We start from the raw sequence: 22,564 nt of genomic DNA, 5'->3' as shown, positions 1-22,564 counted from the left end.
CAATTTAGCGGCAAACCCATGACCTTCGCCACTGCCACAAACACTTGATGCGCAGGTGGCGAACCGAGTGCAATCGGGCCCAGCCGCTATGCTGGAGAGTCTAAGTACCCGAGTGGTTCTGGAGGTCTGCCATGCCCGCGGAAAAAACTGCACTCGTCCTCGCCGGTGGTGGCAGCCTTGGCGCGGTTCAGGTCGGCATGTTGCAGGCGCTGGTCGAAGCGGGCGTTGTATTCGACCTGGTGATCGGTGCTTCGGTCGGCGCGATCAACGGTGCGTACTTTGCTGCGCGACCGACTGCGCAAGGGGTGGCCGAGCTGGCGGACTTCTGGCGTGGCTTGCGCAAGTCCGATGTGTTTCCGTTTTCGCTGTTCGACAGCCTGTCGGCGATTTTTCGACACAGAGGCTTTCTGTTGCAGTCTGCGGCGCTGGAGCATCTGGTGCGGAAGGCGTTACCCTTCAAGCAGATCGAAGACACCGAACTGCCGCTGTACATCGTCACCACCAATTTGCTCACCGGCGCCGAAGAACTGCTGTCCAGCGGCAGTGCCGAACAGGCGTTGCTGGCCAGTGCGGCGATTCCATTGGTGTTTCCGTGTGTGCAAATCGGCGACAAGCTGTTGATCGACGGCGGCGTTGCCAGCAATACACCGATTGCCAGTGCGGTGTACCTGGGAGCGACGCGGGTTGTGGTGGTGCCGACCGGATTCGGTTGTGACTGCCCCAGTCCGCCATCAGGGCTGGTGGCGTTGGCGTTGCACACCTTGAACCTGATGAGCATGCGTCAACTGGTGCGCGACATTGAGCTGTACTCACCGCGAGCAGCGATCCATGTGGTCGCGCCGCTGTGTCCGCTGGGGATTTCGGTGTTCGATTTCACTCAGACCGATCAACTGCTGCAACGCGCTTATCAATCGACCCTGACCTGGATCGAAGAGGGCGGTTTGGTTCGCGCCGGGGTGCCGAGCTCGTTGCAGGCCCACACCCATACCCATCATGACGGTGAGGGTCAGTCCTCGAACCCGACCTGCTCGTGAATTTCATCCATCTTCAGCTCCAGGCGATAGGCCACGGCGATGAACAGTGCCTGGCACAGGCACAAGGTCGCGCTCAAGGAGCGGAACGCAAACGAGGAACCTTCATTGACCAGCAACACCGTGTTCGCCCGTTTGGCCAGCGGTGACAGGTTGCTGTCGGTGATGATCAGGGTTTTTGCCTGATGGTGCTGGGCAATGCGCAGGCAGTGCTGGGTTTCCTTGCCGTAGGGCGTGAAGCTGATGGCGATCACCAGGTCATTGGCCCGCACGCTGCGCATTTGCTCGCGGTAGCTGCCGCCCAGTCCCGAGACCAGGTGAATGCGCTTGTTGGTGTGTTGCAGGTTGTACACCAGGTAATCGGCCACGGCGAACGAGCGGCGTACCCCGACCACGTAGATGTTGTCGGCATTCACCACCAGGTCCACGGCTTTCTCGAAGGACTGGTCATCCAGCTCCAGGCCCAGACGTTCGATGCCCGACAGCGTGGCGTCGATGCACTCGCGCGCCAGATCGCCGCCGCTGGCCTTCTGCGACTTGTTGGCGATCATGCTGCGAATACGCTGCTGGTAGTTCTGCACCGGCGTGGTCTTGTGGGTGTACGCCTCGCGGAACAATGCCTGCATTTCGCTGAAACCGCTGAAACCAAAGCGTTGCGAGAAACGCACGATGGCCGAGGGGTGCACTTCGCATTCGCGGGCGATATCGCTGATGCGGTCGACCATGATCCGGTCGCTCTGCTGGCTCATGTAGCTGGCGATGCGTTTGAGCTGGCGCGGCAGGCTTTCGTATTCGTCGGTGATCAGCTGCAGCAAGCGCTCGGCATTGATCGGGGAGCTGGCGAGGTCGCTTTGCGGCGTGGTCTCGGCGGTAGCCGGCTGATCGGTGCGGGACATAAATGATCCTTCTGGCTTGTTCTTATAGGGCCGCTCGGTGAAGCGTTGCCCATGACAATAGGTTGGCTGTGCGCAGTCTACAGGGTAGGCGTGAATAAAATCTTGAGCCGTGGGTCAGCCAGACATTTGCTGAAACGATGCACTGTGTCTGGAGCGCTTCTGTAGAAGTTTATTGGAAAAAATATTCCACGTAAAAATTTAATGGAATAAATATTGATTTGTGGGTTCCACCCGTTTTAGTCTGCATCCACCAAGAGTGTTCGGCGCGACCACAGCCCCGAACGCAGGCTGATAAAAATAACAGGAGCCAGCATGGGCCAGACTCGTTTTGCCAGTGGGCGTCAATTGGATCTGATTTGCCTGGGGCGCCTTGGCGTCGACCTCTATGCACAGCAAGTCGGTGCGCGGCTGGAGGATGTCTCAAGCTTCGCCAAGTACCTCGGCGGCTCATCCGCCAACATTGCGTTTGGCACGGCCCGGCTGGGACTGAAGTCGGCGATGTTGAGTCGGGTCGGCGATGACCACATGGGCCGTTTCCTGCTCGAGTCACTGGCCCGCGAAGGTTGCGACATCAGTGGCATCAAGGTCGATCCGGAGCGCCTCACCGCCATGGTTTTGCTGGGCCTCAAGGACCGCGAAACCTTTCCGTTGGTGTTCTACCGCGAAAACTGCGCCGACATGGCCCTGCGCGCCGAAGACATCAGCGAAGCCTTTATTGCCTCCAGCAAAGCCTTGCTGATCACCGGCACCCATTTCTCTACCGACGGCGTCTACAAGGCGAGCCTCCAGGCCCTGGAGTACGCCGAAAAGCACAACGTCAAACGCATTCTCGACATCGATTACCGCCCGGTTCTCTGGGGCCTGGCGGGCAAGGCGGATGGCGAAACCCGTTTCGTCGCCGACCAGCAGGTCAGCCAGCACGTACAGAAAATCCTCCCGCGGTTTGACCTGATCGTCGGCACCGAAGAGGAGTTTATGATTGCCGGTGGCAGCGAGGACTTGTTGAGCGCACTGCGTAACGTCCGTCGTCTGACGGCAGCGACGTTGGTGGTCAAGCTCGGGCCGCAAGGCTGCACGGTGATTCACGGGGGGATTCCGGTTCGTCTCGAAGACGGCGCGATCTATCCCGGCGTGCGGGTCGAAGTGCTCAACGTGCTGGGCGCCGGCGATGCGTTCATGTCGGGCTTCCTCAGCGGTTGGCTGGAGGATGCCAGCGATGAACGTTGCTGCCAGTTGGCCAACGCCTGCGGTGGTTTGGTGGTTTCACGCCACGCCTGCGCCCCGGCGATGCCGACCCGCGCCGAACTGGATTACCTGTTCAACAGCCCGGTGCCGATCACCCGGCCGGATCAGGATGCAGTGCTGCAACGCTTGCATCAGGTCAGCGTGCCGCGCAAAGCCTGGAAGCAACTGTTCATTTTTGCCTTCGATCATCGCGGACAACTGGTGGAACTGGCGCAAAAGGGCGGTCGCGACCTGAGCAGTATTTGCGAACTCAAACAACTCTTTATCAAAGCCGTGGAGCGGGTCGAAGCGGATTTGCGCGAACAGGGCATCGAGGCGGATGTCGGTCTGCTGGCTGACCAGCGCTTCGGCCAGGACTCGCTGAATGCCGCCACCGGTCGCGGCTGGTGGGTGGCGCGGCCGGTGGAAGTGCAAGGTTCACGGCCATTGGCCTTCGAGCATGGTCGCTCGATTGGCAGCAACCTGATCGCCTGGCCGCAGGAACAAATCATCAAGTGCCTGGTGCAATTTCACCCGGACGACGAACCGCTGTTGCGTCTGGAACAGGAGGCGCAGATCAAGGGTTTGTATCAGGCGGCGCAGGTCAGCGGCCATGAGTTGCTGCTGGAAATCATCCCGCCCAAGGATCATCCGTCAGCGCATCCGGACGTGCTCTATCGCGCGATCAAGCGCCTGTACAACCTGGGGATTTTCCCGGCCTGGTGGAAGATCGAGGCGCAAAGCAGCGATGAGTGGAAACAGCTCGACGAACTGATCCAGGAGCGCGACCCCTATTGCCGAGGCGTGGTGCTGCTGGGCCTGAACGCACCGGCCGCAACGCTGGCCGAAGGCTTTGCGCAAGCGAGCCAGAGCAAGACCTGCCGAGGGTTTGCAGTAGGCCGGACGATTTTCCAGGAACCGAGCCGAGCGTGGCTGGCCGGTGAGATCGATGACGAAGCGCTGATCCAGAGAGTGCAGGGCACGTTTGTCGAACTCATCAATGCCTGGCGCAAGGCCCGCAACTGACACTGATTTTTGATTGAAATGCGAGACCTGTGGGAGCGAGCTTGCTCGCGATGCTTTTGGCGCCCTTGAAGGCCCCATCGCGAGCAAGCTCGCTCCCACAGGGGGCATCGCCACATTCAATGGTTAATGTAAAAACAATAAAAGGTGCAGCCATGCCCGCTATCCGAATTGGCATCAACCCGATTTCCTGGAGCAACGACGACCTGCCGGCCCTCGGTGGGGAAACGCCGCTGAGCACTGCGCTGAGCGAAGGCAAGGAAATTGGCTACGAAGGTTTTGAACTCAACGGCAAGTTCCCCAAGGACGCCAAAGGTGTGGCCGACGTGCTGCGGCCTTATGACCTGGCGCTGGTCTCTGGCTGGTATTCCAGCCGCCTGGCGCGGCGTTCGGTGGCTGAAGAAATCGACGCCATCGGCAGTCATGTCGAGTTGCTGGCGAAAAACGGCGCCAAGGTGCTGGTGTATGGCGAAGTCGCCGATTCGATCCAGGGCCAACCTGTTCCTTTGGTCGAGCGCCCGCGTTTTCACACCGAGCAGGCCTGGCAGGAATACGCCGACAAACTCACCGAGCTGGCACGTTTCACCCTGTCCCAGGGCGTGCGTCTGGCGTATCACCACCACATGGGCGCCTACGTCGAATCGCCGGCGGACATCGATAAATTGATGGCGCTGACCGGCAGCGAAGTCGGTCTGCTGTTCGATTCGGGCCATTGCTACATGGGTGGTGGCGAACCGCTCGAGGTGCTGCGCAAACACATCGGGCGCATCTGCCACGTGCATTTCAAGGACGTGCGTAAACCGGTGGTGCAACTGGCGCGCAACAATCTCTGGAGCTTCCCGGACTGCATCATCAACGGCACGTTCACTGTGCCGGGCGACGGTGATATCGACTTTGCCGCGCTGCTCGATGTGTTGCTGGCCGCCAATTATCACGGCTGGCTGGTGGTCGAAGCCGAGCAGGATCCGGCCGTCGCGCCTAGCTACGTTTATGCCAAGAAGGGTTATGAGACCTTGCGCGCCTTGCTCGATCAGAGGACCGGACAATGAGCCTGCTGGTCAAGAGCAACGCAAAGGGCCGGACCATGGTCGAGTTGGCTGCCGGCGCGCTGGAATACGTCGGTTTCTCGGCCTACCGCCTGAGCCTCGGCGAAACCTTGCCGGTCAGTGCAGGTGACAAAGAGTTGTGTCTGGTGCTGCTCAGCGGCCGGGTCGACGTCAGCGGTGAGGCACCGGGGCAGGGTGCGTTCAACTGGGACAACATCGGCGAACGCCATTCGGTGTTCGAAGACAAATCACCGTTCGCCGCTTACCTGCCGCCCGGCAGTCAGGCGCAGGTAGTTGCCCTCAGCGATGTACAGATTGCCGTGTGCGCCGCTCCCGGCTCGACATCGGCAGGTTTAGGCCCACGGCTGATCACACCTGAAAGCATGAAGCGTAGCATCCGTGGCAAGGGCGCCAACACCCGTTACGTCTGCGACATCCTGCCGGACACCGAGCCTGCGCATTCGCTGCTGGTGGTGGAAGTGCGCACGCCGTCCGGGCATTCGTCGAGCTATCCGCCGCATAAACACGACACCGACGACCTGCCGCACCAGAGCTTTCTCGAAGAGACCTATTACCACCAGATCAACCCGCCGCAAGGCTTCGTTTTTCAGCGGGTCTACACCGATGACCGTTCCATCGATCAGGCCATGGCCGTGGAAAACAGCGATCTGGTAGTGGTGCCCAAGGGGTATCACCCGGTCAGCGTGCCTTATGGCTACGAGTCGTATTACCTGAACGTGATGGCCGGCCCGAAACGCGTCTGGCAATTCCATAACGATCCGCAGCACAGCTGGCTGCTGGACCTCTGAACTCTGAAGACTGACTGGAGAACAAAAACAATGAGCGACGTCCCGGTTATCGGCCACTACCTCAACGGCCAGGTGCAGGACACTGGCAGTGAGCGCTTCAGCAATGTCTTCAATCCGGCCACTGGCACCATTCAGGCGCGGGTCGGCTTGGCCAGCCAGCAGACCGTCGATGAAGCGGTGGCTTCGGCTCTGCGGGCATTCCCGGCCTGGTCCGAGCAATCGTCGCTGCGCCGCTCGCGGGTGATGTTCAAGTTCAAGGAACTGCTCGACCGTCATCACGATGAGCTGGCGCAAATCATCAGCCGTGAACACGGCAAAGTCTTTTCCGACGCCAAGGGCGAAGTCACTCGCGGCATCGAGATCGTCGAATACGCCTGCGGTGCGCCGAACCTGCTGAAAACCGAATTCAGCGACAACATCGGTGGCGGCATCGACAACTGGAACCTGCGTCAGCCGCTGGGCGTTTGCGCCGGGGTCACGCCATTCAACTTTCCGGTGATGGTGCCGCTGTGGATGATTCCGCTGGCGCTGGTCACCGGTAACTGCTTCATCCTCAAGCCTTCGGAACGTGATCCGTCGGCCAGTTTGCTGATGGCGCGTTTGCTCAGCGAGGCCGGGTTGCCGGACGGTGTGTTCAATGTGGTGCAGGGCGACAAGGGCGCGGTCGATGCCTTGTTGCAGCACCCGGACATCGAAGCGATTTCGTTTGTCGGTTCGACGCCGATTGCCGAGTACATCCACCAGCAAGCCACGGCCCGTGGCAAGCGCGTGCAAGCGCTGGGCGGGGCGAAAAACCACATGATCGTGATGCCCGACGCCGATCTGGATCAGGCCGCCGATGCCTTGATTGGCGCCGCGTACGGCTCGGCCGGTGAGCGCTGCATGGCGATTTCGATTGCCGTGGCTGTAGGCGACGTTGGCGACAAACTGATTGCCAAACTGCTGCCGCGCATCGATCAGCTGAAGGTCGGCAACGGTATGCAGGGCGACAGCGACATGGGCCCGCTGGTGACCGCCGAGCACAAGGCCAAGGTCGAAGGGTTCATCGATCAAGGCGTGGCCCAGGGCGCGCAACTGATCGTCGATGGCCGGAACTTCAAAGTGCCGGGCGCGGAAAACGGTTTCTTTGTCGGCGCGACGCTGTTCGACAAGGTCACGACCGAGATGAGCATCTACCAGCAGGAAATCTTCGGTCCGGTGCTGGGCATTGTCCGGGTGGCGGATTTCGCCAGCGCCGTGGCGCTGATCAACGCCCACGAATTCGGCAATGGTGTGTCCTGCTTCACCAGCGACGGCGGGATTGCCCGGGCGTTTGCCCGCACCATCAAAGTCGGCATGGTCGGCATCAACGTACCGATTCCGGTGCCCATGGCCTGGCACTCCTTTGGTGGCTGGAAACGCTCGTTGTTCGGCGATCACCATGCCTACGGCGAAGAAGGCATTCGCTTCTACAGCCGATACAAAAGCGTCATGCAGCGCTGGCCGGACAGCATCGCCAAAGGCCCCGAATTCAGCATGCCCACTGCCAAATAATCAACTTGAGTGCGGAGAACAAGAATAATGAGCCAGCCCCTGCGTTTCGCCCTGAACCGTATGGTCGCCCCACGTTTGTCACTGCCCGAATTCATTGAACTGGCGGTCACGCTGAAAGCCGATGCCATCGAGATCCGCAACGACCTCAAGGGTATTGAAATCGAAGACGGCACGCTGCCCGAGCGCGTACGTCAGTTGTGCCGGGCCAACGGGATCAGTGTGCTGTCGATCAACGCGCTGTACCCGTTCGATGTGTGGAACGACGAGCGCCGTGCGCAAACCCTGAAACTCGCCGCCTATGCCCGTGATTGCGGCGCGCAAGGGTTGGTGATGTGCCCGCTGAATGATCGCGCCGACCCGCGCAACGAAGCTGAACGCAGCGTCGGCCTGCGCACCGCGTTGAGCGAACTGGCGCCGATCCTGCGCGAGTACGGGATTCTCGGTTTTATCGAACCACTGGGCTTCGAAGAGTGTTCACTGCGGCGTAAACGCACGGCAGTGGACGCGATCAAGGCGATTGGCGGGCTGGATGTGTTCCGTCTGGTGCACGACACCTTCCACCATCATCTGGCCAGTGAGTATGAGTTTTTCCCTGAGCTGACCGGGCTGGTGCACATCTCCGGTGTCGAGGACGCGCAAGCACCACTGGCGACCATCCGCGACGGCCATCGGGTGCTGGTGGGCGAGGGCGACATCCTTGGCAACGCGGCGCAGATCGATACGTTGCTCAGCACCGGCTATACCGGTTACCTGTCGTTCGAACCGTTTGCCGACAGCGTGCATGGGCTGACGGATATTCAATCAGCGATCGGCGCGAGCATGGATCACCTGCAGAAATCCCTGGCCTGACACCGCTATCGGGCTGATGGAGATCAACTGTGGGAGCGAGCTTGCTCGCGATGGCGATGTACCAGGCTCCACCGTGTTGCGCCCATCGCGAGCAAGCTCGCTCCCACAAGGTTTCTTCGTATATTGAAGGATCGCACATGACCACAACACGACTGACCATGGCCCAGGCCCTGGTGAAATTCCTCGATAACCAATACGTCGAGGTCGATGGGGTTCAAAGCAAATTCGTCGCCGGGATCTTCACCATTTTCGGCCACGGCAATGTGCTCGGCCTCGGCCAGGCGCTGGAGCAGGACAGCGGCGACCTGATCGTCCATCAAGGCCGCAACGAACAGGGCATGGCCCACGCGGCCGTCGGTTTTGCCAAACAGAATCTGCGGCGCAAGATCTACGCCTGCACTTCATCAGTCGGTCCCGGCGCAGCGAACATGCTGACCGCTGCGGCGACGGCCACCGCCAACCGCATTCCCTTGCTGCTGTTGCCCGGCGATGTCTACGCCAGTCGGCAACCGGACCCGGTGCTGCAACAGATCGAGCAGTTCCACGACCTGAGCATCAGCACCAACGATGCCTTCAAAGCGGTCAGCAAATACTGGGACCGCATCAACCGTCCCGAACAACTGATGAGCGCTGCGATCCACGCCATGCGCGTGCTTACCGATCCAGCAGAAACCGGCGCGGTGACGCTGGCCTTGCCGCAAGACGTGCAGGCCGAAGCCTACGATTACCCTGATTATTTCCTGCAAAAGCGCGTGCACCGCATCGACCGTCGTCCGGCCACCGAAGCCATGCTCGGCGACGCCGTGGCATTGCTCAAAGGCAAGCGCAAGCCGTTGATCATCTGCGGGGGCGGGGTCAAGTATTCGGGAGCGAATGCGGCGTTGCAGGCGTTTGCCGAGCGTTTCGACATTCCGTTCGCCGAGACCCAGGCCGGCAAGAGTGCGGTGGTTTCCAGTCATCCGCTGAACGTCGGCGGGATCGGCGAAACCGGTTGCCTGGCGGCGAATCTGCTGGCCAAGGAAGCCGATCTGATCATCGGGATCGGCACCCGCTACTCGGACTTCACCACGTCGTCGAAATGGCTGTTCCAGCATCCCGAGGTGAAGTTTCTCAACCTGAACATCAGCCCTTGCGATGCACTGAAACTCGATGGCGTGCAGTTGCTGGCCGATGCCAGGTCCGGTTTGCAGGCATTGTCCGAAGCGCTGGCCGATTACCGCTCCAGCTGGGGCGATCAACCGCGTCAGGCCAAGGCGCAACTGGATGAAGAGGTCGATCGGGTCTATCAGATCGAATACCAGACCGAGGACTTCATCCCGGAAATCAACGACCACATGGACCCGGCGGTGCTGCGCGAATTTATCGAGCTGACCGGTTCCTGCCTGACCCAAAGCCGTGTACTCGGCGTGTTGAACGAAACCCTTGCCGATGATGCGGTGATCGTCGCGGCTGCCGGCAGTTTGCCTGGCGACTTGCAACGCAGCTGGCGCAGCAAGGGCGTGAACACCTATCACGTCGAGTACGGTTATTCCTGCATGGGTTACGAGGTCAATGCCGCACTCGGGGTGAAACTCGCCGAACCGGCGCGTGAGGTCTATGCGCTGGTGGGCGACGGCTCGTACATGATGCTGCACTCAGAGCTGGCGACCTCGATCCAGGAGCGGCGCAAGATCAACGTGATCCTGCTCGACAACATGACCTTCGGCTGCATCAACAATTTGCAGATGGAACACGGCATGGACAGCTTCGGCACCGAGTTCCGCTTCCGCAACCCTGAAACCGGCAAGCTCGATGGCGGTTTTGTTCCGGTGGACTTTGCCATGAGCGCGGCGGCTTACGGCTGCAAGACCTACAAGGTGAATACCGTCGAGCAACTGCAAGCGGCGCTGGCCGATGCGCGGTTGCAGACGGTGTCGACGCTGATCGACATCAAGGTTCTGCCCAAGACCATGATCCACAAATACCTGTCCTGGTGGCGGGTGGGCGTGGCGCAAGTTTCCACCAGCGCTCGCACTGACGCAGTGGCCAAAACCCTTAATGAACGACTGGCCAAGGCCCGTCAGTACTGATTGCTCTGCCATCTCAACAGGAAGGAGTCTTCGCATGTCTTTAAAGCTAGGCGTCATCGGTACCGGCGCTATCGGTCAGGATCACATCCGTCGTTGCAGCCAGACCCTGCTCAACAGCCAGGTGGTGGCGGTCACCGACATTAATTTGCAGCAGGCCGCCAAAGTGGTTGCCGACCTGAAACTCACCGCCGAGGTGTACCCGGACGGTCACGCGCTGATCAAGGCGCCGGAAGTCGAAGCGATTCTGGTCACCTCCTGGGGACCGAGCCACGAAGAGTTTGTGCTGGCGGCGATTGCGGCGGGTAAACCGGTGTTCTGCGAGAAGCCGCTGGCGGTGACTGCCGAAGGTTGCCGCAAGATCGTCGAGGCCGAAGTGGCCCACGGCAAACGTCTGGTGCAGGTCGGTTTCATGCGCCCATACGACGAGGGTTATCGAGCACTCAAAGCAGTGATCGATAGCGGCCAGATCGGCGAGCCGCTGATGCTGCATTGCGCGCATCGCAACCCGACCGTGGGCGAGAACTACAAGACCGATATGGCGATCACCGACACGCTGATCCATGAACTGGATGTGCTGCGTTGGTTGCTCGACGACGATTATGTGTCGGTACAAGTGGTGTTTCCGCGCAAGACCAGCAAGGCCCACACCCATCTGAAAGACCCGCAAATCGTCCTGCTGGAAACCGCCAAGGGCACGCGGATCGACGTCGAAGTCTTTGTTAACTGCCAGTACGGCTATGACATCCAGTGCGAAGTGGTTGGCGAAACCGGCATTGCCAAGCTGCCGGAGCCGTCACAGGTGCAGATGCGCAGCGGGGCCAAGCTGTCCAACGCGATTCTGATGGACTGGAAGGACCGCTTCATCGCGGCCTACGACGTCGAGTTGCAGGCCTTCATCGATGGCGTGCGCGCCGGACAGGTTGGCGGACCGTCGGCGTGGGATGGTTTTGCGGCGGCGGTAGCGGCGGATGCCTGCATCGAAGCACAGCAGAGCGGCCAGATCGTAAAAGTCGGTCTGCCAGACCGCCCACACTTCTACGGCTAACCCACATCCCAATGTGGGAGCGAGCTTGCTCGCGATAGCGGAAGGTCAGCCAACATTGATGTTGAATGTGCCGCCGTCATCGCGAGCAAGCTCGCTCCCACAGGTGATCGCGGAGAACAAAAAAATGCGCATCGCACTAGACCCCTACATGTACCGCACTCTGTCCCTGGGCAAGATGGTCGACAAGGTCGCCGAGCTGGGTTACGAGCACATCGAGCTTTCGCCTCGGGAAGATTTTCTGCCGTTCTACAAGGCCCCGCGCGTCGACAAGGCGCGGATCAAGGAGTTTCGCAAGGCCCTGAGCGACACCGGGGTGAAGCTCTCGTCCTTACTCCCGATGTACCACTGGGCCGCCGCCGATGAGGGTTTGCGGGTGGCGGCGGTGCGGAACTGGAAGCGCGCGATCCAGATTGCCGTCGAGATGGACTGCGAACTGGTCAACACTGAATTCACCGGTCAGTCGGACAACCCGCTGGTTTGTGAAAATCAGTTCATGCGTTCCATGGATGAGTTGATTCCCGAGTTCGAACGCGAAGGCATCAAGCTCGATATCCAGGCGCATCCCTATGACTTCTGCGAGCGCAATAACGAGTCGGTCGACATCATTCGTGGCCTCGATCGCGACTGGATCAACTACCTCTATGCGGCGCCGCACACCTTTTTCTACGACGATGGCAAAGGCGACATCGCCTCGATGCTCAAGTACGCAGGCTCCAAGCTGAGCCACCTGATCATCGCCGACACCTACAACCACAAGGCCTCATCGGGGTTGCGCTACATCGTCAACCCGCCGGGTGTTACGGCCACCGTGCACCAGCATCTGGACATCGGTCAGGGCGAGGTCGACTGGGAAGTGTTCTTCAGCACCCTGCGCGAGATCAAGTTCGACGGCATCGCCACGGTCTCGGTATTCGCCTGGGAAGATCGCCCGGACGAGTCCAACCGGATGATGCTGGAGCGCGTTACTCGCGAGTTGTGCCGCTGAGCACTGAACACAAATCCTGTGGGAGCGAGCTTGCTCGCGATGGGATCAACGCGCTGCCTCTGATAAACCGCATCGCCTGCATCGCGAGCAAGCTCGCTCCCACAAGGGCCTTGCCAACCGGCGACTATTTATAAGGAAAGCTTCATGCGAATCGGACTTGTCGGTTACGGCCATGGCGGTCGGTTTTTCCATGCGCCGCTGATCAGCAGTTTGCCAGCGGCGACGTTCGTCGGCGTGGTCACGCGTTCCTCCGAGCGCCGTCAGTTATTGGCGACTGAACACCCAGGTGTCCCGGCCTTCGACAGCATTGGTCAATTGGTGGAAGCCGGGGTCGATGTGCTGGTGATTTCCACCACGCTGGAGGGGCGAGCGGCGCTGGTGCTTGAAGCCATTGAACACGGAGTGGCGGTGGTCTGCGACAAACCCTTCGCCGCCGATGCGCAGCAGGCCGAAGCGCTGGTGATAGCCGCTGAGCAGCGCAAGGTCCCGCTCAGCGTTTATCAGAACCGGCGCTGGGATTCGGATTTTCTTACGGTACGCAAACTCATCGACTCCGGTGCGTTGGGCCAGGTCACGCGCTTTGAATCCAGCGTAGAACGCTGTTCGCCGCTGTCGGTGGGCAAGGGCAGCGGTGGCGGATTCCTGCGCGATCTGGGCAGTCATCTGGTGGATCAGGCGCTGCAACTGTTCGGACCCGTGACGCGGGTCTACGCCGAACTGGATTACCTCACTGAAGCTCAGCGTTACGACAACGGCTTTTTCCTCTCGCTGACCCATGCCAACGGCGTGATCTCGCACTTGAGCGGCAGTTGCCTGCAGAACAATCTTAAGCCGCGATTTCGGGTCAACGGCACAGAAGGGACTTACAGCGTCGACGGTCTGGACGGGCAAGAGGCCTTGGCGCTGGCCGGGCTGACGCCAAAATCCGAAGGTGATCGCTGGGGTGTTGAAGAGCATCGCCGCTGGGGCTGGTTCGAGCACGGTGCAGAGCGCGAGCGGATTCCGTCTGAGCGTGGTTGCTGGCATCAGTTCTATTTACAGCTGCAAACCGCGTTGCAAGGCGCTGGCCCACTGCCGGTCGAGGCCCGTGACGCACTGGCGACTACCCGCGTTCTAGACACCGCACGGCTGAGTTTCGAACGCCATCAGGTGATTGAAATGAACCCTGTGTGCGGCCATGGAATAAAATCAGAATAAAATTCTAAAATGAGTTGATATGGAAATTAAATTCCAATAAAGTCTTTTCCAGGTTACCGACTATCAACGTCCCGATCGACCTCAAGCCAGCCTTGAGTGCGGGGAGGGCGAACAAAAAACAAGAAACACCGATAGGTACCGCCGATGAAAACCTTCAGCTCTGCTCTGCACGTTTTACGTAACGCGTTCCTGCCTCGTGTTCAAACCCTTTCTCTTTCCGGTTTCCTTTGCATTGAACGCAAAGGCGCCCTGGTGTGCTGCATTCCCGGTGCACCCATCGTTCGCTTGCCCACTCACTGAATATGTCCTGCGCCTTATCCATAAAACCAACAAAAATGTGGAGAAAGACTTTTCATGAAGACCAAGATCCGTTTCGCCTCACTTGCCCTGTCCCTGATGCTTGCCAGCGGTGCTGCGTTCGCTGACCTGAAGATTGGCGTAAGCATGTCGCAATTCGATGACACCTGGCTGACTTACCTGCGTGAATCCATGGACAAGCAAGCCAAGTCCATGCCCGATGGCGTCAAACTGCAATTCGAAGATGCTCGCAGCGACGTGGTCAAGCAGCTGAGCCAGGTCGAAAGTTTCATCAGCCAGAAGGTCGATGCCATCGTGGTCAATCCGGTGGACACCGCCGCGACCAAAAAAATCACCGAGGCGGCGGTCAAGGCCGGGATTCCGCTGGTCTACGTCAACCGTCGTCCGGATGACCTGAACCTGCCCAAAGGCGTGATTACCGTGGCCTCCAATGACCTGGAAGCCGGCCAGATGCAGATGCAGTACCTCGCCGAAAAAATGCAAGGCAAGGGTGACATCGTGATCCTGCTGGGCGACCTCGCCAACAACTCCACCACCAACCGTACCAAAGGCGTCAAAGAGGTGCTGGCCAAGTACCCGGGCATCAAGATCGACCAAGAGCAGACCGGGACCTGGTTACGCGATAAAGGCATGACCCTGGTCAACGACTGGCTGACCCAGGGCCGCAAATTCGACGCCATCGTGGCCAATAACGATGAGATGGCCATCGGTGCTGCCATGGCTCTGAAACAGGCCGGGGTGGAAAAGGGTAGTGTGTTGATCGCCGGTGTCGACGGTACTCCCGACGGCCTGCGCGCCGTGAAGAAAGGTGATCTGGCGGTCTCGGTATTCCAGGACGCTAAAGGCCAGGCTGTCGGCTCCATCGACGCGGCCGTGAAGATGGCCAGGAACGAACCGGTCGAGCAGGCGGTGTGGGTACCGTATCGCCTGATCACCCCGGAAAACGTTGACCAGTTCAAATAGTCAGTCCGTTCAATAACAACAATAAGCATGCAAGGTGGCACTGCCAACCTTGCTGATGGAGTACCTGATCATGTTCGCTTCAGCGACTGCTTCGAGCACCCCGTTGGTGGGTATCCAGCCAAACGTCGTACCTGTCGATGAGCCGTACCTGCTGGAGATCATCAACGTCAGCAAGGGTTTCCCCGGTGTGGTGGCCTTGTCCGATGTCCAGCTGCGGGTGCGTCCGGGTTCGGTGCTGGCCTTGATGGGCGAGAACGGAGCCGGCAAATCCACCCTGATGAAAATCATTGCCGGCATCTATCAGCCGGACGCCGGTGAGCTGCGTCTGCGCGGTAAACCAGTGACCTTCGATACGCCGCTGGCAGCCTTGCAGGCCGGGATCGCGATGATCCACCAGGAACTCAACCTGATGCCGCACATGAGCATCGCCGAGAACATCTGGATCGGTCGCGAGCAGCTCAACGGCTTCCACATGATCGATCACCGGGAAATGCACCGCTGCACGGCGCAATTGCTGGAACGGCTGCGGATCAACCTCGACCCGGAAGAACAGGTCGGCAACCTGAGCATCGCCGAGCGGCAGATGGTCGAGATCGCCAAAGCGGTGTCCTACGACTCGGACATCCTGATCATGGACGAACCGACGTCGGCGATCACCGACAAGGAAGTCGCCCACCTGTTCTCGATCATTGCCGACCTCAAGGCCCAGGGTAAGGGCATCATCTACATCACCCACAAAATGAATGAAGTGTTCAGCATCGCCGACGAAGTCGCGGTGTTCCGTGACGGTGCCTACATCGGCCTGCAACGGGCCGACAGCATGGACGGCGACAGCCTGATCTCGATGATGGTCGGACGTGAACTCAGCCAGTTATTCCCGGTGCGCGAAAAGCCGATTGGCGATCTGCTGATGTCGGTGCGGGACCTGCGTCTGGACGGGGTCTTCCAGGGTGTTTCCTTCGACCTGCATGCCGGCGAGATCCTTGGCATCGCCGGGCTGATGGGCTCGGGCCGGACCAATGTCGCCGAAGCGATTTTCGGCATCACCCCGAGCGACGGCGGTGAAATCCGTCTCGACGGCCAACCGGTACGCATCAGCGATCCGCACATGGCCATCGAGAGGGGCTTTGCGTTGCTCACCGAGGATCGCAAGCTCAGTGGCCTGTTCCCGTGCCTGTCGGTGCTGGAAAACATGGAAATGGCGGTGCTGCCGCATTACGTCGGCAACGGCTTCATCCAGCAGAAAGCCTTGCGCGTCCTGTGCGAAGACATGTGCAAGAAGTTGCGGGTGAAAACCCCGTCGCTTGAGCAGTGCATCGACACCTTGTCCGGCGGCAACCAGCAAAAAGCCTTGCTCGCCCGTTGGCTGATGACCAATCCGCGAATCCTGATTCTCGACGAGCCGACCCGCGGCATTGATGTCGGCGCCAAAGCCGAGATTTACCGACTGATCTCCTATCTCGCCAGTGAAGGTATGGCGGTGATCATGATTTCTTCGGAGCTGCCGGAAGTGCTCGGCATGAGCGACCGGGTGATGGTCATGCACGAGGGCGACCTGATGGGCACGCTCGACCGCAGCGAGGCGACTCAGGAGCGGGTCATGCAACTGGCCTCTGGAATGACCGCGGTTCACTAGATGTTCAACGAATTGAGGCTGGTGGCGGTTTCCTCCGTACCCGGCAACGCGATAGAAGGGTGAGTGGTTATGAACGCGATACTGGAAAACAAGCCTGCAACGGCGCCGGTCAAGAGTCGCCGGCGCTTACCGACCGAGCTGAGCATCTTTCTGGTGCTGATCGGCATCGGTCTGGTCTTTGAAGTGTTCGGCTGGATTGTGCGTGACCAGAGCTTTTTGATGAACTCCCAGCGGCTGGTCTTGATGATCCTGCAAGTGTCGATCATCGGCCTGCTGGCGATTGGCGTGACCCAGGTGATCATCACCACCGGCATCGATCTGTCGTCGGGTTCGGTGCTGGCCTTATCGGCGATGATCGCCGCCAGCCTGGCGCAGACCTCGGATTTCGCTCGGGCGGTGTTTCCGTCGCTGACCGACTTGCCGGTGTGGATACCGGTGATTACCGGGCTCGGGGTCGGGCTGCTGGCGGGGGCAATCAACGGCAGCATCATTGCCATCACCGGGATTCCACCGTTCATTGCCACCCTGGGCATGATGGTCTCGGCCCGTGGCCTGGCGCGTTACTACACCGAAGGCCAGCCAGTGAGCATGCTCTCGGATTCCTACACGGCCATCGGCCATGGCGCGATGCCGGTGATCATTTTTCTGGTGGTGGCGGTGATTTTCCACATCGCACTGCGCTACACCAAGTACGGTAAATACACCTACGCCATCGGCGGCAACATGCAGGCGGCGCGCACCTCCGGGATCAACGTAAAACGCCATCTGGTGATCGTCTACAGCATCGCCGGGTTGCTGGCGGGACTGGCAGGCGTGGTGGCGTCGGCCCGTGCTGCAACCGGACAGGCCGGGATGGGCATGTCGTATGAGCTGGACGCGATTGCCGCAGCGGTGATCGGCGGTACCAGCCTGGCGGGCGGCGTGGGGCGCATTACCGGCACGGTGATCGGCGCGCTGATCCTCGGGGTGATGGCCAGCGGCTTCACCTTCGTCGGTGTCGACGCCTACATCCAGGACATCATCAAAGGCCTGATCATCGTGGTCGCGGTGGTCATCGACCAATACCGCAACAAGCGCAAACTCAAGCGCTGAACTGCCCCCCCATGGGAGCAATGCTTGTGTGGGAGCGAGCTTGCTCGCGATAGCATCACCGCGGTGTTCCAGGAAAACCGCAGCGCTTGCATCGCGAGCAAGATCGCTCCCACAGGTCCGGCGTCCAAAAGTTGTACTTCGCAATACCCACATCTCGCACTGAAAAAACCTTAACAACAATAATGAAGGTGAGCTTTGCCATGGGCGTAAGAAAATCAACGTTGTACCTTTCCCCGTGCCTGCTGCTGGCGGCCATGGGCGGCGCGGGGCAGAGTCTGGCAGCGGATGCCTTCTCGGCCGATTCGAAATGGCTGACCGGTGATTGGGGCGGTCTGCGCACCGACTGGCTGGAAAAGGGTTACGACATTCAGCTTGAGCACGGCGGCGAGTTCGCCAGCAACCTCAAGGGCGGCTACAACGACGACAAGACCGCACGCTGGACCGAGCAGTTCGTCTTCGGTCTCAAGGTCGATCTGCAAAAGGCCATGGGCATCGAGCACGCGACCTTCAAAATGGCGATCACCGAGCGCGACGGTCGCAGCCTGACCAACGACCGGATTACCGACCCGCGAGTGGGGGGCTACACCTCTTCCCAGGAAGTCTACGGCCGTGGTCAGACCTGGCGTCTGACCCAGTTGTGGTTGAGCAAAGGGTTTCTCGACGACGGTGCGCTGGACATCAAGGTCGGTCGTTTTGGCCCTGGTGAAGACTTCAACAGCTTCCCGTGCGACTTCCAGAGTTTGACCTTCTGTGGCTCCCAGGTCGGTAACTGGGCCGGCGGTATCTGGTACAACTGGCCAGTGAGTCAGTTGGCCGGGCGGGTCAAATACAGCCTCAATCCTGAAGTGTTCGTGCAGGTCGGTGCCTACAACCAGAACCCCTCGAACCTGGAAGTCGGCAACGGCTTCAAGCTTGATGGCAGTGGCACCAAGGGCACGATATTCCCGGTGGAACTGGTCTGGTCGCCGAAAGTCCAGGGACTGCCGGGCGAATACCGGGTTGGTTATTACTACAGCACCGCGAATGCCGACGATGTGCTCAAGGACGTCAACGGCCAGCCGCAACCGCTGACTGGCAACGCGTTCAAGTCCCACAGCAGCAAATCCGGTTACTGGCTAGTGGCCCAGCAGCAGATTACCAGCCATAACGGCGATGCCAGCCGGGGCTTGTCGCTGTTCGCCAACCTGACGCTACATGACAAGGACACCAACCAGGTCGACAACTTCATTCAGGCGGGAATGGTGTACACCGGACCGTTCGATTCACGGCCCAAAGATGCCATCGGCTTTGGTGTTGCGCGGGTTCACACCAACAGCGACTATCGCGAGCGTGCGCAATTGCAGAATCAGGTCAACGGTGCGACCGACTACAACGACCCGGCGAGTATCCCGCTACAGCACAGCGAATACAGTTCCGAGGTGTATTACGGCTTTCATGTCACCAACTGGCTGACGGTACGACCGAACCTGCAATACGTGCGTTACCCCGGAGGCGTGCGTGAAGTCGATTCGGCGGTGATCGGCGGGATAAAGGTCGAAACCGTGTTCTAAAGGCACTTTTTGCGGTGAATTACGCCACGCAGGCACGCGTGGCGTAGCCGTTTGTCTTCTATATACAGCCGCTCGATTGAATTTCTTGCTATAAACGCACTCCGATAACCGCCTCAAAGCTTGCCATAGAGCAATTTAAGGGCTTTGTCGGGCAAATTCCCTGTCTTTTCAGTTGCTGAGGCTGCAAGTCGGCCTTAGACTGCCGCCCCTCGTAAATTGAGTGCCGGGTGGCGCTTGGAATGTATGGCGCCTTTCCGAGGCCTTGCAGGTCGACCGGAAAGCTCCCTGATTCGCCTTAATGCACGTATTTTTTATAGAGAAATCAATGACAAAGGAAAAGTTGCTGGCCATGCCGGCGGATGACTACATGAATGCCGAGCAACAGGCTTTTTTCACCGAGCTGTTGCAAGCCATGAAAGTGGAAACCCACGAGCGCATCGAACAGAACCGCATCGCCATTGAAAGCCTGGATACCCCGGCTGATCCGGCTGACGCGGCTTCGGTCGAAGAAGAACGCACCTGGCTGGTCAACGCTATTGATCGTGATCAGCGCATGCTGCCTCAGCTGGAAAGAGCGCTGGAACGTATCGGCGACGATACTTTTGGCTGGTGCGACGACAGCGGCGAGCCGATCGGCCTGAAACGCCTGCTGATCAGCCCGACCACCAAGTACTGCATCGAAGCTCAAGAACGTCACGAGCAAATCGACAAGCACCAGCGTCAGGCCTGATTCTGTGTGACGGCCAGTTAATGATTGGCTGTCGTTAAAAGATCGCAGCCTGCGGCACCCCTACGCGGTAGCGCATATACCTGTAGGAGCTGCCGCAGGCTGCGATCTTTGCATTCGCGTGCCCGCGATTCTATTGATCTGCTGCAAGTACCACGACTAATGGACCATAGATAATGGCCTTCTAGTGGCGTCTAATGCAGACACAACAAATAGAAGATGCAGTGGGGTAACGAACATGGCAAGCGACGGATCTCTGGCTGGCGCAGCAGCGCAATCGCTGGTTTCACCCAAGGCCGACGGGCGCTGGTTGACGCCTGCACTGCAAAGCGTCGCCCTGATGCTGTTGCTGTGCGCCTTGGCACTCGGCGGCTGGTCGCTTTACCTCTGTTTGCCGGTGGCGGTGCTGATTATCTGGCTGCCCCGTCTGCGTTCGCGGGCAACCGTCGACGTTCCCGTCGCCGACGCGTCCAGTGCGATCGCCGAACTGACCCGCGATCTGTCCTATTCCACCAGTCATAATGCGTTGTCTGCCGCAGGCGTGGCCTATTCGGTCAAGCAATTGGCCGGCAAGCTGCAATCGCAACTCGATGCCGCCGCACAGATCGTCAGCAGCGCCGAAGTGATGATCGAGACTGAGAAGGCGACTTCACAACTTAGCCAGCAAGCCTTGAGCGCGGCCAGCGAAGCCCACCAAAGCAGTGTCCTGGGGAGCACCGTGCTGGCCGAATCCATCACGCGGATGCATCAGCTCAGTGTGTGTGCCAACGACAGTCGTGAGCTGATCGAGGCCCTGAGCGTGCGCAGTGAAGACATTCAACGAGTCACGCTGGTGATTCAGACGATCGCCAGTCAGACCAATCTGCTGGCGCTGAATGCGGCGATTGAGGCGGCGCGGGCAGGGGAGCATGGCCGTGGGTTTGCGGTAGTCGCCGATGAAGTTCGCGGGCTGGCTGGGCGTACCGCGGCGGCCACGGGAGAGGTCGGGTTGATGGTCGCCGACATCCAGCAGCGCACGGCGCAGGTGGTCGAGCAGATCCGCCAGCTGTCCAGCGACCTGAACAACGGTGTCGAACAAGTCGAACAGACCGGACAGCAATTGCAAAACATCGCGCGACTGGCCGCCGGGGTTGAAGCCCAGGTCGGTGAAATCGCCAGTGGCTCAAGCAACAATCACCAACAATTGGACAGCCTGTTTCATGCCGTCGAGCAAATGCGCGGCGATCTGGCGGTCAGTGATCAGCAAACCCGGCACCTGGCGCAAGCGGCGGTGCAAATGGAGGGGCAGGCCGAGACCATCAGCGAACGCCTGGCCGAAGTCGGACTGGACGACTACCACCAACGGATCTTTGACCTGGCACGCGAAGGTGCGAGTCAGATCGCTGAGCGTTTCGCGCAGGACGTCGACCAGGGGCGCGTTAGTCTGGAGGACCTGTTCGACCGCAACTATCAGGCAATTCCCAACACGGTGCCCACCAAGTTCCAGACCCGTTTTGATCGCTACGCCGATCAGGTGCTGCCGGGGATACAGGAACCCTTGCTCAAGCGTCATGAAGGTCTGGTGTTTGCGATCGCCTGCACCCAGCAAGGCTACGTACCGACGCACAATGCGATCTTCAGTCAGCCGCTGACCGGCGACGTAGATGTCGACACGCTGCAGAACCGCACCAAACGCAAATTCAGTGACCGTACCGGTATCCGCTGTGGCAGCCATCAACAGCCCGTATTACTTCAGACCTATACTCGTGATACGGGCGAATTGATGCATGACTTGTCGGTTCCAATCATGCTCAAAGGGCGGCATTGGGGTGGATTGCGGTTAGGTTACAAACCTGAAAGCCCACGTTAAGGCTGGTCCAGGGGACACGTGATTGTTACCGGTTATGCAAGGAAATTGTGCAGGCAGGTGGCTATTTCCAGGGTGCGGGACTCATTAACATTTCTACATTGTTAGGAAGCTAATGAAAAATTCCAAGGTGCTCTCATGCAAAGTAAAGTCGATGTGGCGGTGATGATTGGCAGTGGCGTGCCTGCCGGATTGCGGGCAGCGGGGCAAAGCGTGTGCTGGGTCGTCTTGCTCAATGGCGAGCAACGTGGCACTGCATTCTCAAGCCGTAATGAGGCCGAGGAATGTAAGGCTGCCTGGTTGGCGCAACTGAACGCCGAAAAGCCCGACAGCCTGCATTAAATCGTTTTCGCTAATGAGTCTGCTCAAGTCGCAACCTGTCGATCAGGTTTTCAGCGCGCCTCCATCAACGGCAAGCTTCAGCGCTTTGGCAGATTCCATGGCAGCGAGTGCGGCAACGTCCGAGGTCTTGAACCAACGGTCTTTCTCGACCTGGTGGTAAGTCACGGTGGTCAGCGGTGGCTTGGCGCGCATCACAATGACCGCCTGGAATTCGCCGTCGACTTCTCTGGCCTCGCCCCAAATAAAAAACTCGCCGATATCAAATTCGGTCACGTGCGCCTTCCCTTGGAAATTATTCTGTTGTTTTCAACGCAGCCCGCCGAAGGGGCTGTGTTTGAATGGTCGGGCAGTATGGCAGTTGTTGCTTGTCGGTGGCGCAGTTA

General features: G+C 59.4%; 19 protein-coding genes. 17 read left to right on the top strand and 2 right to left on the bottom strand.

From position 1 onward, the window contains the following. Nucleotides 1-131: 131 nt before the first annotated feature. Entirely contained in the window at nucleotides 132-1,034 is a 903-nt protein-coding gene (locus tag BK659_RS12670) for a patatin-like phospholipase family protein (protein WP_123425404.1), read from the top strand. Here the strand turns inward: BK659_RS12670 and BK659_RS12665 are convergent. Further along, nucleotides 1,007-1,927: a MurR/RpiR family transcriptional regulator gene (locus BK659_RS12665; protein ID WP_123425403.1), complete on the bottom strand. Its 921-nt coding sequence runs from the start codon at nucleotides 1,925-1,927 to the stop codon at nucleotides 1,007-1,009. The genes BK659_RS12670 and BK659_RS12665 overlap by 28 nt on opposite strands. A gap of 312 nt (nucleotides 1,928-2,239) precedes the next feature. Here BK659_RS12665 and BK659_RS12660 point away from each other — a divergent pair, with 312 nt between their 5' ends. From BK659_RS12660 to BK659_RS12580, 16 genes are all read left to right on the top strand, one after another. Further along, nucleotides 2,240-4,177, top strand: coding sequence for a bifunctional 5-dehydro-2-deoxygluconokinase/5-dehydro-2-deoxyphosphogluconate aldolase (locus BK659_RS12660; RefSeq protein WP_123425402.1), 1,938 nt, complete (start codon nucleotides 2,240-2,242; stop codon nucleotides 4,175-4,177). A gap of 152 nt (nucleotides 4,178-4,329) precedes the next feature. After that, nucleotides 4,330-5,223, top strand: coding sequence for a myo-inosose-2 dehydratase (gene iolE, locus BK659_RS12655; protein ID WP_123425401.1), 894 nt, complete (start codon nucleotides 4,330-4,332; stop codon nucleotides 5,221-5,223). Then, on the top strand, nucleotides 5,220-6,029 hold the full coding sequence (gene iolB / locus BK659_RS12650; RefSeq protein ID WP_123425400.1) for a 5-deoxy-glucuronate isomerase: 810 nt from the start codon (nucleotides 5,220-5,222) through the stop codon (nucleotides 6,027-6,029). Before iolE ends, iolB begins: the two co-directional genes overlap by 4 nt. A 30-nt stretch (nucleotides 6,030-6,059) precedes the next feature. Continuing rightward, nucleotides 6,060-7,562, top strand: coding sequence for a CoA-acylating methylmalonate-semialdehyde dehydrogenase (locus BK659_RS12645; protein WP_123425399.1), 1,503 nt, complete (start codon nucleotides 6,060-6,062; stop codon nucleotides 7,560-7,562). A gap of 27 nt (nucleotides 7,563-7,589) precedes the next feature. Continuing rightward, on the top strand, nucleotides 7,590-8,411 hold the full coding sequence (locus tag BK659_RS12640) for a TIM barrel protein (protein WP_123425398.1): 822 nt from the start codon (nucleotides 7,590-7,592) through the stop codon (nucleotides 8,409-8,411). 137 nt (nucleotides 8,412-8,548) lie between these two features. Beyond that, nucleotides 8,549-10,480, top strand: coding sequence for a 3D-(3,5/4)-trihydroxycyclohexane-1,2-dione acylhydrolase (decyclizing) (iolD, locus tag BK659_RS12635; RefSeq protein ID WP_123425397.1), 1,932 nt, complete (start codon nucleotides 8,549-8,551; stop codon nucleotides 10,478-10,480). A 34-nt stretch (nucleotides 10,481-10,514) separates the two neighbouring features. Next, nucleotides 10,515-11,525: a bifunctional inositol 2-dehydrogenase/D-chiro-inositol 1-dehydrogenase gene (iolG, locus tag BK659_RS12630; RefSeq protein ID WP_123425396.1), complete on the top strand. Its 1,011-nt coding sequence runs from the start codon at nucleotides 10,515-10,517 to the stop codon at nucleotides 11,523-11,525. 124 nt (nucleotides 11,526-11,649) lie between these two features. Further along, nucleotides 11,650-12,510: a sugar phosphate isomerase/epimerase family protein gene (locus BK659_RS12625; RefSeq protein WP_123425395.1), complete on the top strand. Its 861-nt coding sequence runs from the start codon at nucleotides 11,650-11,652 to the stop codon at nucleotides 12,508-12,510. A gap of 144 nt (nucleotides 12,511-12,654) precedes the next feature. Continuing rightward, nucleotides 12,655-13,707 (top strand): Gfo/Idh/MocA family protein, encoded by a 1,053-nt coding sequence (locus tag BK659_RS12620; RefSeq protein ID WP_123425394.1) that lies wholly within the window; start codon nucleotides 12,655-12,657, stop codon nucleotides 13,705-13,707. Between the two features lie 354 nt (nucleotides 13,708-14,061). Continuing rightward, nucleotides 14,062-14,988 (top strand): sugar ABC transporter substrate-binding protein, encoded by a 927-nt coding sequence (locus BK659_RS12615; protein ID WP_123425393.1) that lies wholly within the window; start codon nucleotides 14,062-14,064, stop codon nucleotides 14,986-14,988. Nucleotides 14,989-15,058: 70 nt separating this feature from the next. Beyond that, the gene (locus tag BK659_RS12610; RefSeq protein WP_123425559.1) at nucleotides 15,059-16,624 is read left to right on the top strand and encodes a sugar ABC transporter ATP-binding protein; all 1,566 of its coding nucleotides are present in this window, start codon (nucleotides 15,059-15,061) and stop codon (nucleotides 16,622-16,624) included. A 69-nt stretch (nucleotides 16,625-16,693) separates the two neighbouring features. Next, nucleotides 16,694-17,716 carry an ABC transporter permease gene (locus tag BK659_RS12605; protein ID WP_123425392.1) on the top strand — a complete coding sequence of 341 codons (1,023 nt, stop codon included), beginning with the start codon at nucleotides 16,694-16,696 and terminating at the stop codon, nucleotides 17,714-17,716. A gap of 200 nt (nucleotides 17,717-17,916) precedes the next feature. Further along, the gene (locus BK659_RS12595) at nucleotides 17,917-19,266 is read left to right on the top strand and encodes a carbohydrate porin (RefSeq protein WP_123425391.1); all 1,350 of its coding nucleotides are present in this window, start codon (nucleotides 17,917-17,919) and stop codon (nucleotides 19,264-19,266) included. A gap of 325 nt (nucleotides 19,267-19,591) precedes the next feature. Beyond that, nucleotides 19,592-19,996 carry a TraR/DksA family transcriptional regulator gene (locus BK659_RS12590; protein ID WP_019691009.1) on the top strand — a complete coding sequence of 135 codons (405 nt, stop codon included), beginning with the start codon at nucleotides 19,592-19,594 and terminating at the stop codon, nucleotides 19,994-19,996. 235 nt (nucleotides 19,997-20,231) lie between these two features. Then, nucleotides 20,232-21,842, top strand: a complete 1,611-nt coding sequence (locus BK659_RS12585) for a methyl-accepting chemotaxis protein (RefSeq protein ID WP_123425390.1) — start codon at nucleotides 20,232-20,234, stop codon at nucleotides 21,840-21,842. Between the two features lie 135 nt (nucleotides 21,843-21,977). Further along, entirely contained in the window at nucleotides 21,978-22,181 is a 204-nt protein-coding gene (locus BK659_RS12580; RefSeq protein ID WP_054596745.1) for a hypothetical protein, read from the top strand. Nucleotides 22,182-22,223: 42 nt separating this feature from the next. Here BK659_RS12580 and BK659_RS12575 read toward each other — a convergent pair whose 3' ends face one another. Next, entirely contained in the window at nucleotides 22,224-22,454 is a 231-nt protein-coding gene (locus tag BK659_RS12575; RefSeq protein ID WP_123425389.1) for a hypothetical protein, read from the bottom strand. Between the last annotated feature and the right edge of the window lie 110 nt (nucleotides 22,455-22,564).

The sequence above is a fragment of the Pseudomonas brassicacearum genome, assembly GCF_003732225.1.
Taxonomy (GTDB): Bacteria; Pseudomonadota; Gammaproteobacteria; order Pseudomonadales; family Pseudomonadaceae; genus Aquipseudomonas; species Aquipseudomonas brassicacearum_E.
Note: the sequence above shows the minus strand (reverse complement) of the source record. Positions and strands in the feature narration are given on the sequence as shown.

Bases quoted from the DNA above. Each gene is read 5' to 3' on its own strand.
- BK659_RS12670 (WP_123425404.1), top strand. From the start codon at position 132: ATGCCCGCGGAAAAAACTGCACTCGTCCTCGCCGGTGGTGGCAGCCTT.
- BK659_RS12665 (WP_123425403.1), bottom strand. From the start codon at position 1,927: ATGTCCCGCACCGATCAGCCGGCTACCGCCGAGACCACGCCGCAAAGC.
- BK659_RS12660 (WP_123425402.1), top strand. From the start codon at position 2,240: ATGGGCCAGACTCGTTTTGCCAGTGGGCGTCAATTGGATCTGATTTGC.
- iolE (WP_123425401.1), top strand. From the start codon at position 4,330: ATGCCCGCTATCCGAATTGGCATCAACCCGATTTCCTGGAGCAACGAC.
- iolB (WP_123425400.1), top strand. From the start codon at position 5,220: ATGAGCCTGCTGGTCAAGAGCAACGCAAAGGGCCGGACCATGGTCGAG.
- BK659_RS12645 (WP_123425399.1), top strand. From the start codon at position 6,060: ATGAGCGACGTCCCGGTTATCGGCCACTACCTCAACGGCCAGGTGCAG.
- BK659_RS12640 (WP_123425398.1), top strand. From the start codon at position 7,590: ATGAGCCAGCCCCTGCGTTTCGCCCTGAACCGTATGGTCGCCCCACGT.
- iolD (WP_123425397.1), top strand. From the start codon at position 8,549: ATGACCACAACACGACTGACCATGGCCCAGGCCCTGGTGAAATTCCTC.
- iolG (WP_123425396.1), top strand. From the start codon at position 10,515: ATGTCTTTAAAGCTAGGCGTCATCGGTACCGGCGCTATCGGTCAGGAT.
- BK659_RS12625 (WP_123425395.1), top strand. From the start codon at position 11,650: ATGCGCATCGCACTAGACCCCTACATGTACCGCACTCTGTCCCTGGGC.
- BK659_RS12620 (WP_123425394.1), top strand. From the start codon at position 12,655: ATGCGAATCGGACTTGTCGGTTACGGCCATGGCGGTCGGTTTTTCCAT.
- BK659_RS12615 (WP_123425393.1), top strand. From the start codon at position 14,062: ATGAAGACCAAGATCCGTTTCGCCTCACTTGCCCTGTCCCTGATGCTT.
- BK659_RS12610 (WP_123425559.1), top strand. From the start codon at position 15,059: ATGTTCGCTTCAGCGACTGCTTCGAGCACCCCGTTGGTGGGTATCCAG.
- BK659_RS12605 (WP_123425392.1), top strand. From the start codon at position 16,694: ATGAACGCGATACTGGAAAACAAGCCTGCAACGGCGCCGGTCAAGAGT.
- BK659_RS12595 (WP_123425391.1), top strand. From the start codon at position 17,917: ATGGGCGTAAGAAAATCAACGTTGTACCTTTCCCCGTGCCTGCTGCTG.
- BK659_RS12590 (WP_019691009.1), top strand. From the start codon at position 19,592: ATGACAAAGGAAAAGTTGCTGGCCATGCCGGCGGATGACTACATGAAT.
- BK659_RS12585 (WP_123425390.1), top strand. From the start codon at position 20,232: ATGGCAAGCGACGGATCTCTGGCTGGCGCAGCAGCGCAATCGCTGGTT.
- BK659_RS12580 (WP_054596745.1), top strand. From the start codon at position 21,978: ATGCAAAGTAAAGTCGATGTGGCGGTGATGATTGGCAGTGGCGTGCCT.